Annotated in this window: 15 protein-coding genes; 14 read left to right on the top strand and 1 reads right to left on the bottom strand. The window is 48.9% G+C overall.

Going from position 1 to position 12,718, the window contains the following annotated elements; genetic code table 11:
* Nucleotides 1-79 precede the first annotated feature (79 nt).
* Nucleotides 80-1,123, bottom strand: coding sequence for a helix-turn-helix transcriptional regulator (locus MKX40_RS24930; RefSeq protein ID WP_339237321.1), 1,044 nt, complete (start codon nucleotides 1,121-1,123; stop codon nucleotides 80-82).
* 238 nt (nucleotides 1,124-1,361) lie between these two features.
* Here MKX40_RS24930 and modA point away from each other — a divergent pair, with 238 nt between their 5' ends.
* The 14 genes from modA (at nucleotide 1,362) to MKX40_RS24860 (ending at nucleotide 12,711) form a co-directional block, all read left to right on the top strand.
* Nucleotides 1,362-2,234 (top strand): molybdate ABC transporter substrate-binding protein, encoded by an 873-nt coding sequence (modA, locus tag MKX40_RS24925; RefSeq protein ID WP_339237319.1) that lies wholly within the window; start codon nucleotides 1,362-1,364, stop codon nucleotides 2,232-2,234.
* Nucleotides 2,231-2,917, top strand: coding sequence for a molybdate ABC transporter permease subunit (modB, locus tag MKX40_RS24920; protein ID WP_339237316.1), 687 nt, complete (start codon nucleotides 2,231-2,233; stop codon nucleotides 2,915-2,917). The genes modA and modB overlap by 4 nt, the downstream gene beginning before the upstream one ends.
* 271 nt (nucleotides 2,918-3,188) lie before the next feature.
* Nucleotides 3,189-3,521: a hypothetical protein gene (locus MKX40_RS24915; RefSeq protein ID WP_339237313.1), complete on the top strand. Its 333-nt coding sequence runs from the start codon at nucleotides 3,189-3,191 to the stop codon at nucleotides 3,519-3,521.
* A 297-nt stretch (nucleotides 3,522-3,818) separates the two neighbouring features.
* Complete coding sequence (locus MKX40_RS24910) at nucleotides 3,819-4,658, top strand: transporter substrate-binding domain-containing protein (protein WP_339237311.1); 840 nt, start codon at nucleotides 3,819-3,821, stop codon at nucleotides 4,656-4,658.
* A 23-nt stretch (nucleotides 4,659-4,681) separates the two neighbouring features.
* Nucleotides 4,682-5,437, top strand: coding sequence for an amino acid ABC transporter permease (locus tag MKX40_RS24905; protein WP_339237309.1), 756 nt, complete (start codon nucleotides 4,682-4,684; stop codon nucleotides 5,435-5,437).
* Between the two features lie 59 nt (nucleotides 5,438-5,496).
* Nucleotides 5,497-6,207, top strand: a complete 711-nt coding sequence (locus MKX40_RS24900) for an amino acid ABC transporter permease (RefSeq protein ID WP_339237306.1) — start codon at nucleotides 5,497-5,499, stop codon at nucleotides 6,205-6,207.
* Complete coding sequence (locus tag MKX40_RS24895; RefSeq protein ID WP_339237304.1) at nucleotides 6,204-6,956, top strand: amino acid ABC transporter ATP-binding protein; 753 nt, start codon at nucleotides 6,204-6,206, stop codon at nucleotides 6,954-6,956. The genes MKX40_RS24900 and MKX40_RS24895 overlap by 4 nt, the downstream gene beginning before the upstream one ends.
* Before the next feature lie 121 nt (nucleotides 6,957-7,077).
* On the top strand, nucleotides 7,078-7,365 hold the full coding sequence (locus MKX40_RS24890) for a hypothetical protein (RefSeq protein WP_017692509.1): 288 nt from the start codon (nucleotides 7,078-7,080) through the stop codon (nucleotides 7,363-7,365).
* Nucleotides 7,366-7,388: 23 nt separating this feature from the next.
* Nucleotides 7,389-7,730, top strand: coding sequence for a hypothetical protein (locus tag MKX40_RS24885; RefSeq protein ID WP_017692510.1), 342 nt, complete (start codon nucleotides 7,389-7,391; stop codon nucleotides 7,728-7,730).
* Nucleotides 7,727-8,023 carry a hypothetical protein gene (locus MKX40_RS24880; protein ID WP_339237302.1) on the top strand — a complete coding sequence of 99 codons (297 nt, stop codon included), beginning with the start codon at nucleotides 7,727-7,729 and terminating at the stop codon, nucleotides 8,021-8,023. The genes MKX40_RS24885 and MKX40_RS24880 overlap by 4 nt, the downstream gene beginning before the upstream one ends.
* Nucleotides 8,024-8,027: 4 nt before the next feature.
* Complete coding sequence (locus MKX40_RS24875; protein ID WP_339237300.1) at nucleotides 8,028-8,369, top strand: hypothetical protein; 342 nt, start codon at nucleotides 8,028-8,030, stop codon at nucleotides 8,367-8,369.
* A 355-nt stretch (nucleotides 8,370-8,724) separates the two neighbouring features.
* Nucleotides 8,725-9,819, top strand: coding sequence for a glycosyltransferase (locus MKX40_RS24870; protein WP_339237298.1), 1,095 nt, complete (start codon nucleotides 8,725-8,727; stop codon nucleotides 9,817-9,819).
* A gap of 60 nt (nucleotides 9,820-9,879) precedes the next feature.
* Entirely contained in the window at nucleotides 9,880-11,019 is a 1,140-nt protein-coding gene (locus MKX40_RS24865; RefSeq protein ID WP_339237296.1) for a glycosyltransferase, read from the top strand.
* Nucleotides 11,020-11,085: 66 nt separating this feature from the next.
* Complete coding sequence (locus MKX40_RS24860; protein WP_339237294.1) at nucleotides 11,086-12,711, top strand: glycosyltransferase family 4 protein; 1,626 nt, start codon at nucleotides 11,086-11,088, stop codon at nucleotides 12,709-12,711.
* The last annotated feature ends 7 nt before the right edge of the window (nucleotides 12,712-12,718 follow it).

The following is a 12,718-nucleotide window of genomic DNA, read 5'->3' as shown; positions in this document are numbered from 1 at the left end:
TGCAAGGCGTTTGATATATGCATGATGTGATGTGTAATTCACGTTGAGCATGAACTGTTATGGACTGCATTCGGTATAACTATGCTTCATACAAAATTTCACCTGTTCGCGATACATCATAGCCCTCGAATGATTGCAGTTCCTGCCTGAACTCCGGGGATTGGAGAATTCGCAGCACCGATTCTGTCCAGGCTTCATTACCCTGCTTCCTCAGCATGACCAGATCATAGCGTTCCTGAACGAGCGGGATAAAATCAACCTGGCCCACAAGTCGTGCAGCTTTCTCAATGCCAACTCCGACATCGGCTTCGCCAGAACTCACTTTGGCAGCCACGCCCATGTGACTGGTTTCTTCCATTTCATATCCGATCAGGCCTGCGGCAGAAATACCATGCAACCGAAGTTGCTCATCCAGCAATACCCGCGCACCAGAACCCTTCTCCCGATTAGCTAGTCTTAGTTCAGGCTTGCTCAGATCGGTCCAATGCTGCAAGTTCTGCGGGTTGCCACGCTGTACATATAGCCCGGCAGGACGTGACAGCAGGTTTACCACAACATAGGATCGTCCTGTCAGAATTTTGCGAATATACGGCAGATTATACTCACCGGTATCTCCGTCGAGCAGATGGGTGCTGACCAGATCGGATTCACCACGATACATTGAGATAAGTCCGTCCAGACTGCCCATAAACGAGCGCAGCGGACGAATGTCCCGGGTTTGTTTTTCCATATGGCGCATTAGGATATCCAGACTGACATCCTGACCTGTTATGACCAGATGCCGTGGTGCAGAAGTCATTGTATGGGTAGAACTCGCTGGTGTAATCGCATGTGCAGACCCAACGGGTGAAGTCGCTTGTAAGGAGTTTTCCTGAGCATCAACATGACCTGACTGAGTCCCTGATACCGAGGTCTGAACCGTATTCGGGATACGCTGACCTGAGGACTGAAGTTGCTTGGATCGGCGTTTATATGCCTCCAGATCCGTTGCATCAATCCGCATTTGTTTACCCACACGGTAGGCGACAAGGTCTCCCTTTTTGATCAGGTCATAGACTGTCAGTTTCGATATTTTGAGCAGCTTGGATATTTCTTCGGTTGTGTAGGATTGCTCCTCCGTCATAAGTGAAGATCCTCCTTCAAAGATATAGATCCGATCATTCATCGTAATGCAATGTTTATTGTACTATACCATTAATTGAGGAATGCCATAAACCTGAGAACACGCAAGAAACGCAGAAGACAGGTAACAAAAATCAATTGTGATTGAAATCACCTTCCCATTTTTTTGGTCTTGTGTATAATTAGATATAATTAATTATAACTAGTTATAACCAAAGATAACGTTGGGGGAGAACTGAATGAGAAAGAGAATCGGATATATTTTGGGAAGTATGTCACTGGGACTGGCTCTAGTATTGGCTGGTTGTGGCGCAAGCACGATCACTACGGATACATCCACGGGTGCAGAAGGAACGACTTCAACGCCAGCGGCATCAGGTGAAGGTTCATCAGCGGGCAACAGTGATCCTCAGGAAACGGTAGATCTGACGATCTCGGCGGCTGCCAGTCTGACCGATGCGATGAAAGAGATTGAAGCCAATTATGAGCTAGCTAATCCTTATATAGAACTTAATTTCAACTTTGGCGCCTCGGGTGCCTTGCAACAGCAGATTGAACAGGGCGCCCCGGCTGATATCTTTGTATCGGCGGCAACGAAAAATATGAATGCGCTAGTGGATGAGAACCTGATTGCATCAGGCGATCAGAAGAATCTGCTACAGAATTCACTGGTGGCGATTGTGCCAGCAGATGGGACCAATACCGTAACCGGCGAAACGGATCTCACCAATGACTCCATCAAGACGGTAGCGATTGGCATTCCGGAAAGTGTGCCTGCGGGAACCTATGCCAAGGAAGCTCTGACCAACGCCAAGCTGTGGGATGAACTGGAAAGCAAGCTAGTGCAGGGGAAAGACGTTAGACAGGTCCTTCAATATGTAGAGACAGGTAATGCAGATGCCGGATTTGTATATAAAACGGATGCTCTTACTTCAGATCAGGTGAAAATTGCGTTTGAGGTGGACAAGAACAGCTACACACCCGCCAATTATCCGATAGGCATTATTGAAGGAACGAAACACCGCACAGAGGCCGAACAATTCTATGCGTATTTGCAAACCCCTGAAGTACTGGATATCTTCGTGAAATATGGATTCACAATTCCGGAATGAATATGAACGCCATAGACTGGTCCGTATTCTGGTCGCCGGTGCGCCTGTCGCTTCAGGTTGCGCTGTTATCCAGCGTGGTGGCCACTGTGTTCGGAATTGCGGTAGCCTGGAAGATGTCACGTACTTCATTTCGGGGAAAGATTCTGCTGGAAACGGCATTTATGCTGCCACTAGTTCTTCCACCAACGGTGGTCGGATTTCTGTTACTTGTCATACTGGGGCGTAAAAGTCTGCTTGGACAATGGATTGAAGCCATATTCTCTGCACCGGTTATTTTCACCTGGTGGGCTGCGGTGATTGCTGCGGTGGTGGTTGCTTTTCCACTCGTGTATCAGACCATGAAATCGGGATTCAGTGGTGTCGATCGGGATCTGGAAGATGCAGGTCGTTCGATTGGGGCGAATGAGTGGCAGGTCTTTCGTTACATTTCCTTGCCGCTCGCAGCCAGAGCGCTGATGACCGCCTTCATCCTGGGCTTTGCCCGGGCACTAGGGGAATTCGGAGCGACACTGATGATTGCAGGCAATATTCCGGGCAAAACACAAACAGTACCCACGGCAATCTATGTCGCTGTGGATTCAGGCAATCAGACCATGGCTTGGGCATGGACTGTTTCCATTATCATCATCTCGTTTATCATGTTATTGATGACCAGACAGCAGCGAGATGGTAAAAACGACTGAAATTTAAATAGATATACGATATATTTCATCACGTAAAACCCGTTTTAAGGAAAAAACTTCTTCCTTAACGCGGGTTTTTATCATATATTTCATATGCATTAATATCAAATGTTAACTGAATTGGAACGAATGGAAATGTAAAGCTGTTTTAACATAAAAAAATAAAAAAAATTCCAAAATTTAATCATTCAGTACTCGCTTTCAGTGGGCTTGTTCCTGTAAGATAGAAGTAATTGATTCCAGCCAAGTACTGAAATAAGGAGAGACGACGATGAACACTAGACCTGATTGCGGCGTTTCGTTGCAAATCGATGACTATCTGGATCTTTTGCATTTTGCCATCCAAATTCAAGATCAGGAATGGCAGCAATCCTTAATCCACCAACTTAAAATATTTCAGACGGCGACGGACCAGCAGCGCACACCTGAAGAGGAATTATGGACAAGGTTCGATTATATTAACAGTAAACTTACTGGTCTGTGCCATCAGATTCATGCCGCTCATTCCATAGATGAACGCAAGAAGTTCGAGGAACGGATCGGCCTCTTGCAATTACAGCGAGTGGAAGTTGCGCGTAAAATTAAATGGGCAAGTCGCAGATAGATGAGAGAGTAAAGCAAGATATGGTGTAACGCCAAAAAAATATAATTGAACGAGAGTCATACATCAAGAAGCCATCTACCAATGATATTGGGGATGGCTTCTTTGTGTACGATAGAGAAGTTCTATAACCTTATCAGGATGTCCTATTAGTTTAGTTATTGCCCAAAGATAAGTTGTAATGATATTCTTTGTTCAACCTAATTCCGACTATACAAGTAAGAATGGTTTGTTAATGAGTATCGGAATAGGAGCACACATCATATTTGCTGTGATAACAGCCTGTGGAGGAGATTGGGAATGGTTAAAAAACGGGGGATTCAACAATTCCGGACAGCACTGCTGTTCATTACAATGCTGGCGGTTCTGGCTGGATGCAGCACAGGTACTGCAAGTAATGAGTCAGAATCTGCTTCGGCAGCAGGCGATACCAAAGTGAAAAAAATCATTGTAGGAACAGGTACACAGTTCCCGAATGTCTGCTTCATTGATGAAAATGGCAAGTTAACAGGTTATGATGTGGAATTGATCCGGGAGATCGACAAACGTTTGCCTGACTACGAATTCGAATTCAGCACTATGGATTTCAAAAACCTGCTGCTGAGTCTGGAAACGAAAAAAATTGACTTGATCGCTCACCAGATGGAAGTAAATGAAGAGAGACAGGCCAAGTTCCTGTTTAATGATGAAGCCTATAATATTTTCCCAAATAAAATTGTCGTCAGTCAGAAAAATGAGGAAGTAAAATCGATTGAGGATCTGAAGGGAAAAAAACTGATTGTCGGCGCTACGAGTAATGCGGCTGTACTTGCTGAGAAATGGAATGCAGCGAACGGTAACGGCATTGATATCGTCTATTCCGGAGCAGGTGAGGATACCATTACCCAGATCAAAACAGGCCGGGTGGATGCAACGATCAGCACTCAGTTTGCCATTGATTATCAGAATAAAGCGGTGGATGCCCAGTTGAAAACGGTGGGAGATGCCCTCTCCAACTCCAAAGTGTATTTCATTCTGAACAAGGATGAGCAGGAGCTCAAAACCAAAGTGGACGAAGCGCTCAAATCGATCAAAGAAGATGGGACATTAGGCAAGCTGAGTACAGAGTGGCTTGGGGCTGACTATACGGTTGAAGAGTAGTCTGAGAGAGGTGTGCAGCGGTCATGGGAAAATCATTTGATCTGTCATTGGTTCTGGATTTCATCCCGGAACTGCTACGATATTTGCATATAACACTGATTGTATTGGGTGGCTCCATCGTGCTCGGACTGGTGGGCGGCGTGCTTCTGGCCGTTCCCCGTCTGTATCGGATTCCGGTACTAAGCCAGCTGGCTACCCTGTACGTCTCATTCATGCGGGGCACACCGATCCTGATCAAATTGTTCCTGGTGTATTACGGACTTCCCGAGTTGCTCAAACCGATTGGCATCGACCTGTCGAGAACCGACCCGTTGTTATTTGTCATTGTGACCTATGCGCTTAGTGATGCGGCATCCTTTGCCGAGATCTTTCGCGGAGCAGTGCGCAGTGTGGATAAAGGTCAGACGGAGGCAGCCTACGCTGCGGGTATGACGACATTCCAGTCTTTTCGGCGGATTGTCGTTCCGCAGGCACTGATTGTTGCTTTTCCTAACATGGCCAATACGTTAATCGGTTCATTAAAGGATACTTCTTTGGCTTTCTCCATTGGTGTCATGGATATGGTGGGCAGAGGGCAGACGTTAATCTCCGCCACGTCCCACGCACTTGAGGTATATATCAGTCTGTCTGTGGTCTATTATGTCATTGTCATTGTACTCGAAAAAGGATTTGCCGTTGCAGAACGCAGACTACAGCGCCATGAACGCAAGAGGGTTGTACACAAATCGACCGTTCGCGCCAAACGCCTGAGAGAGGTTGTTCAAAAAGTCCGCTTTTGATTCGGTACTGAAAACCAGACTTTTTGAACTCGCACTGAAACGAATAGAGGGGTGAGCATATGTCGATTGATCTCCAGTTTATCTATACCTCTTTTTTTCAAATTCTGAAGGCATTGCCACTGACACTCGTCATTACGATTGTTCCGTTGATTGCAGGCTTCGGAATTGGTCTGGCTACGGCTCTGATCCGTATTTATCGTGTGCGGTGGATTCATCGCATTGCTGACTTCTACGTTTCTTTCCTGCGTGGAACACCGATGCTGATGCATCTATTCCTCATCTATTATGGTATTCCGATGATTATTGATAAGCTGGCGGAACGTTACGGTTGGGCTTTCCAATCTTCATCGATCCCGATTCTCGTATTTGTACTCATTGCCTTCTCGCTTACTGCGGGCGCCTATATGTCCGAGATTATCCGTTCAGGCATTCTTGCCGTTGATATCGGTCAGATGGAAGCTGCACACGCTGTGGGTATGAGCACATTCCAGGCTTTAAGGCGCATCATCATTCCTCAAGCGATCGGGGCGGTATTGCCTAATCTGTGCAGCATGTTTGTCGGGTTTCTGCATGGATCAACACTCGCCTTTACCGTGTCACAGATGGACATTCTCGGTAAAGCGGATGTGGTGGCATCCGTCAGTCTGAAATTTCTGGAGGCCTTTATCGCCGCTGCGTTCATCTACTGGGGGCTGACCCTCATTGCCGAGCGGATCACCGCTTTGCTTGAGCGTCGGGTTGCCGTGTACAGCAAAGGAGGCGTGTCATGATTACACTAACGAACATACACAAAACATTTGGCAAGCAGGACGTATTGAAGGGGATTGATCTGACGGTGGGGCAGGGTGATGTCGTTGCGATCCTTGGACCGAGTGGATCAGGTAAAACAACGCTGCTGCGCTGCGTCAATTTTCTGGAACGTGCCGATGAAGGCAAGGTTCAGATCAGTGGATTGACCGTAGATTGCAAGCATGCACGCAAACATGACATTGTGCAATTGAGACGGAAAACAGCGATGGTCTTCCAGCATTATAATCTGTTCAAACATAAGACGGTGCTTGATAACGTCACGGAGGGTTTGATTATTGCCCAGAAAATATCCAAAGCTGATGCCCGTACTCGTGCCTTGCGTGTGCTTGAACAAGTCGGACTGTCTGCCAAAATCAATGAATATCCAAGTATGTTGTCCGGTGGACAACAGCAGCGGGTAGGAATCGCCAGAGCACTGGCACTGAATCCCGAAGTGATTTTGTTTGATGAACCGACCTCGGCGCTGGACCCCGAGCTTGTAGGGGAGGTGTTGTCTGTCATCCGCTCCATTGCTCAAGAGGGGATTACCATGATTGTCGTTACCCATGAAATGGGGTTTGCCCGTGAGGTGGCAAATCGGGTTGTTTTCATGGACGGGGGTTCCATTGTAGAGGAAGGAACCCCGGAAGAGGTATTTGTGCGTCCCAAGCAGGAACGGACTCGCCAATTCCTCAGTCGGTATTCTTCTGACTGGAGTTATGTCATCTGACGATATAGGCGCAAGCTGTAGTAACTGACGATCCCGGCCCGGCATATGCTGTAACAGGCAAATGCTGATAGGCCGGGTTTTTCTATGGGTGAAGCAGGCCGTGACGGTAAGGAGGAGGACCATGCAGAGCAAAATCGATGAAATCATCACACATATTGCACACTCTCACCAGCAGATCGCACGTGTGCTGGATGCCAAACGCCAAGTCGCTGTGCGCATGTCTGAAATCATCAATCATTTGCCAGATATCGAACCGGAGTTGGATGGCGTTGACGGTCTGCTGGATAGCTCTGGGCAAATCAACAAAAGCATTATCTCTTACTTGGGAGGCCTTGCAGATCTGGAAGAGGCTGTAGCCGAAACGCTGACCCAAGTCATGCGGGAGATCGCGGTTCAAGAGGAAGAATAAGCCCGGAAGGCGGGTGAAGGAACATGAGTAGAGAACAGAGCCTCATTCTGATGCTGGACGCAGCAGCCAAGATGCAGTGGAATATTGCCCTGATTCTGGAGGCAAAAGCGATTGAGGCCGAGAAGGTACGGAACTGGACGCTGAATCATTTGAATGGGGATACTTTTCTGACGCATGGGGATCAGGTCGGCGAGCCACTCAAAATGCATGATCAGCTGGTGGAATTGCTGGAAGGTTTAACCCGGATGGAGACCGGACTGTGCAACAATCTCAAAGCGGTGATGGTACAGAACGACAGCGAAGATGGCGGCGGTATGGATGGTGGCATGTTTGGCGGCATGGATCTGGGAGACATGGGAAAATGAGTCTGATGCGGCGTGAGCAGGAAGCTAAACTGGCCCTCATTGAATCCATTGCACACAGTCAGCAGGCGCTGGCACGCATTCTGGACAGTGTAGCCAGTGTAACTGCTCATTCGGAAGTATCCGCCCGCAGTCTGGCCGAAAACATTCGTCTGCTGAGTCGCTATCAGGAAGAGATGTCTCGCATGGTAACGGGAATCAGGCTGGCTCGAATCCAGCATGGGGAGCCAGGCTTGCCGTGGCTCAAAGACCCCGAGTGTGCAATTCGTATCGTTCGGGATATACAGGAGGAATGATGACATGTTAAAGAAGAAGAAAATACGACTGAGAACCAAAAGAGCTTTGGTAACTCGTGGAGCCCGTCTGCGCAAAATTCGCAAGCTGCGTGCGCTCAGAGCCAAACGTGTTCTTCACAAACGCCCACTTAAAGGACGCAGTGCGTGGCTCAAAAAAAAGAAACGGACGGTACGGCGGTACCGGAGTCCGAAGCCTGTACAACCCATCGTCCCGGCTACCCCTACCGATCCGAATCCGGACGGTGCGTACAGCCAGGGATACAACGAGGCGTACAACGAGGGATTCAACGCGGGTTTCGCCAAGGGATTCGAGGACGGACATCAGCTGGCGTACAAAGCACAGTAACTGAGAAGATGGAATGAAGCTAGAAATGGAGCAGCGGAGCGTAGGGAAGACTACGTGAGCAACTGCACTGTTTCCGAAGCAACCTTCGTAAGCATCGGCTTATTTCGGCTGTATTCCATATTCGATGCTGGTGATGCCAAACAAATGATGATAGCCCGGGGGGACAGATCCCCCCGGGTTATTTGCATCGCCGCAAAAGCGGACATGCCCGTACAGGCGGATGTGGAGGGCAAGCGCCAATTTTGCGCCTTGCAGGACACCCGTCCATGATGCATCTGACCCCGAGGCATATCCTTTAGAGGGAAGACCAATCTCGGGGAGAGTCTGGAAGTGAGATCTCCTGAAGGAAGACAGGGTGAAGAATGTGGCAAAACGAAGACACCGTCCGCTAACTGAAGCGGAGACAGCTTACCGCGGCGGATATGCAGAAGGCCGCAGATTTGGCGGCTGTCAAGCCATGATGGAGCGGGTGCAGATGTTTGAACCGACCCTGCGGGACATGAAGGTGCTGTATATTCCGCAAGGGTTCGATGCCATCGATGAAGGTGTCACCCTGGCCCTGCAACAGTCTGTACGTGAATGCGTTGTTGGATCGCCAGCAACGATGTTGCAGGAAGCCAGTCAGCATCGGCCAGATGTTGTGCTCGTTATGAATGGTCTGCATGTGTTTCCCCCGGATCATCTGGAGCAGGTGAAGGGCATACGTGCACTCGGTATTCGAACAGCTGTGTGGTTTGTGGATGATCCGTATTTTACCGAGGATACTGTGTCCCTGTGTCAACACTATGATGTCGTGTTCACACATGAAGAGGCCGCTGTACCATTCTATCAAGGACATGGAGCGAACCGGGTTATCTATATGCCACTCGCAGTGAATCCGGGGATGTTTCAACCGCGTCGCGCGGCACCGCAGCATCAGCATGATATTTGTTTTATCGGTACCGGATTTTGGAACCGGATTGCCTTGTTTGATGAGCTGGCTCCATTTCTTGCGGACAAAAAGGTATTCATTGCAGGTAGTCAGTGGAACCGGCTGGCACGTTTTGATGTACTAGGCCGCTTCATCCACGAAGGATGGATTGCTCCGGGAGAGACAGTCGATTATTACAATGGCGCTAAGATTGTCATTAATATTCACCGGACTTGCGAGAATGGGGAAGACAATCGCAACACACATCATCTTGAAGGTCATTCCATTAACCCGCGCACGTATGAGATTAGTGCCTGCGGCACCATGCAGATTACGGATGCACGTGCGGATTTGCCCCGTTATTATAAGCCGGGATATGACATCGAGACCTTCACCAACGCAGCAGAACTTCAGCGCAAGATCCACTATTATCTGAAGCATGAAGAAGAACGACAGGCGATGGCATGGCGGGGACTTCTCACCACGATGAACCAGCACACGTTCACTCGCCGTATCGGTCAGTTGCTGGAACATCTGTAACCCCCGTCTGAAGTAACAGCACAACGAGTAACCTATCCCAAAAAATAAAGGAGTGGCGGTATGTCTCTCAAACACCGTAAAACCAAAAAGGTTCATGCACCGGTACTGAGCCTGGCTGATCAAGCGCGCAAAAATGGGCAACATGCCGGATATGACGCAGGTAAAGAAGAAGGATATCTGCGCGGTCGCGCCAACTATATTGTAAATTGTGCACAGGAACCGTTGCCTTTCCGACAAGTTCACGTGCTGTATGTATCTTCGGGTAAAGGTTTCCCATACTCCCCGTTGGATGAGGCCATCATGGCCACGCTACAGGGAATGGTAGCTCAGGTAACCCTCACGGATCCGCGTCAACCGGTTTCTGAGATTGCGCTGCAGACGCGTCCTGATCTGGTGCTTGTGTTGGATGGAATGGATATACCCATCGAGCATATCGATGCGATCCGCCAAGCCGGCATTCAGACGGCTATCTGGCTGACTGATGATCCGTACTATACAGACATGACGCTTGATATCGTCAAACATTTTGATCATATCTTCACGTTGGAACTGAACTGTATCGATCTATATCGACAAAACGGCTGCGCGTCAGTCCATTATCTCCCTTTTGCCGCGTTCACCAATCATTATTTTCCGATTACAACCCCTTCCCCGTTAAAACGGGATGTCAGCTTTATCGGCTCGGCTTATTGGAACCGGGTATACTTCTTTAATCCAATCATGCCTCAGTTGATGTCACACAATACAGTATTTAACGGAATCTGGTGGGACCGTCTGCCTGACTACACTGCCTATGGCGAGAAGATTGAACTTGGCCGCTGGATGAGTCCACAGGAGACCAATGATGTGTACAATGGCACCAAAATTGTCATTAACCTGCATCGATCCCACGAAGATGATTCCGTCAATAATAATCACCTCAAAATCCCGCCAGCCTCACCGAACCCAAGAACGTTTGAAATTGCCGCTTCCACAACACTACAGTTGACCGACGCAAGGGATGACATTACGCGTTTCTACAAACCGGGTGTGGAGATTGAGACGTATTCCTCGCCGCAGGAGTTACTCGAAAAGGTGGAATATTATCTTACTCATGAAAAGGAACGCCGTGAGATTGCCCTTCGTGGACTCGAGCGTACCCTGAAAGACCACACGTATGGCAAAAGAATTAATGAAATGTTAACCATCATATTTCCTTAATCCTGGCCGGGAGGAGGTGTGCACAGTACCCTGTATCGGATATCCGCATACAGGGTCCGTGCGGCCATGGCAACGAAACCAAAGATGATGTTATTTTCACATGTGTGCAATACTCGCAGCATTACAGGTGCAGAGAAGCTGCTGCTTCATTTTATGAGAGAGATCGGTACGATCTTTGAGTGTGTGCTCATTGTACCCCAGGATGGGAAGCTGGCAGGGCTTGCACGAAGATTCGGCATTCAGGTCAAAATATGCAATCTGCCGATGCTTCACGGTGTGTACACACCTTACCTGGGCATTGCAAATGATGCGGAGCAACTTCGCCATACACCAGCATATCAGGAAGTGGTCTCCCTCATACGGGAGACTGCTCCCGATCTCGTGTTAACGAATACCTGTGTCAATGTGATGCCGGCTGTAGCGGCGAAGTCGCTTCAGATTCCGATTATCTGGAAGATTACCGAGATCATTCATACGAATGAACATACAGCCGAGGCGATTCAGATGATTGGTCGCTATGCAGACTGGATTATCGGTATATCCGAGACAGCGGTCGCTCCATTTCATCAAGCTGGCATGAGTGACAAACTAACCGTCATTTCGCCGACATGGGAACCGGCTCTGCCCGCACCGGACCGCTGGGTTCATCTGCGTGAACGCAAGCGCAAGGAACTTGGTCTTAAGGCATCACAGACTTGTATCGGTTATATTTCTTCCTTTATATATGATGCCAAAGGGTTGAAACCTTTTGTGGATATGGCCTTGAGGATCTGTGAAACGCATTCGCGCTGTCGCTTCTGGATCATTGGGGCACCATCGGATAAAAAGTATTACGACGAGTGTGTATCACGGGTGAAAAAATCCGGGTATTCACGCCGATTTACCTTCACTACGTTTGAAGAGAACGTATCTCTGGCGTATAGCGCCATGGATATCGTGGTCATCCCAAGCATGGTCAAAGAAGGATTTGGCATGACCGCACTGGAGGGTCTCTATTTTGCCAAACCGGTCATCGCTTTCGCTCAGGGTGGACTGAAGGAATTAATGGAATCCGTAGGCAGTGGTGCATTTTTGGCCCCGCCCGGGGATACCGAAGCGCTTGTCACCTTGGCGACAACCTTGCTGAATGATTCGGAGCTGGCTTCGAATACGGGGTGGGGCAATCGGGCAGAAGCGGAAAGGCTCTACGGGGTTGAAACCTACCGAACGAAATTGCATACGATGGTGACACAGTGGTTATTGCGTTTTCCCGGATGGTTTGCTTATATCCAACCTCCGAATGGACCTGTGTATACCCATGGGGAGGGAGGACTACGCACGGTACTGGTTCTGGAGCCGGTTACGGTTCGGGCACTGTTATTCCCGCTGACGGTCATACAGGCGTTGCCACATTCCTCATTACCTCCGATCGCATTGGGTCAAGATGCCCCTGTAGCCTCAAGTACTGGCCCAGCTGCAAAGCTGATTCAACAGAGGGGCAAAACGCGGAAACGCCGTCGTAAGTCACTTGCATCTCATTCTCGCCGAGGCCGTGAGGGGCTGAAACGTACTTCCGGAACTGGCCGACGTAAAGGGAGATCCCGTACAACGAAGGGACCGCGTCCGCATATGGGCAAATCAGCTACCCGCAGACGCAAATCTGCCAAGGCGGGACGCAGCCGAGCAGGGCGCAAGGGTTCCAATACAAGATGAAGGCAGG

It is taken from the genome of Paenibacillus sp. FSL R5-0517, from assembly GCF_037974355.1.
Classification (GTDB): Bacteria; Bacillota; Bacilli; order Paenibacillales; family Paenibacillaceae; genus Paenibacillus.
The sequence above is the reverse complement of the archived record's forward strand: the minus strand, read 5'-3'. Positions and strand labels throughout refer to the sequence as shown.